At 50.1% G+C, this 603-nt stretch carries 1 protein-coding gene; it reads left to right on the top strand.

Going from position 1 to position 603, the window contains the following annotated elements; all coding sequences use genetic code 11:
- Positions 1 to 3 precede the first annotated feature (3 nt).
- Positions 4 to 603, top strand: a 600-nt coding sequence (gene torT / locus R7E78_RS28265) for a TMAO reductase system periplasmic protein TorT (protein ID WP_318058899.1), incomplete at its 3' end; no start/stop codon positions are given.

Genomic DNA, 603 nt, shown 5'->3' on the forward strand with positions numbered 1-603 from the left:
AACCTGCGCGTATTAGAAGCAGGTGGCTACCCAAATAAAAGTCGTCAAGAGCAGCAACTTGCGCTGTGTACCCAATGGGGTGCGGATGCCATTATTTTAGGCACGGTTGATCCTCACGCCTATGAACACAACTTAAAAAGTTGGGTCGGCAACACGCCCGTATTTGCAACAGTCAACCAACTCGATCTTGATGAAGAACAGAGCACACTGCTCAAAGGCGAAGTCGGTGTCGATTGGTATTGGCTGGGTTACGAGGCCGGTAAGTACTTAGCCGAGCGCCATCCAAAAGGCTCAGGTAAAACCAATATTGCCCTACTGCTTGGCCCGCGCACTCGTGGTGGCACTAAGCCTGTCACAACGGGGTTTTATGAAGCTATCAAAAACAGCGACATCCACATCGTTGACTCCTTTTGGGCAGACAACGACAAAGAGTTACAGCGTAACCTAGTGCAGCGCGTGATTGATATGGGGAACATTGATTACATCGTCGGCAGTGCGGTCGCCATAGAAGCAGCCATCAGTGAATTGCGCAGCGCAGATAAAACCCAGGATATTGGTTTGGTATCGGTGTATTTGAGTCACGGAGTGTATCGTGGGCTTCTG

The organism is Vibrio sp. YT-19(2023) (assembly GCF_033337395.1).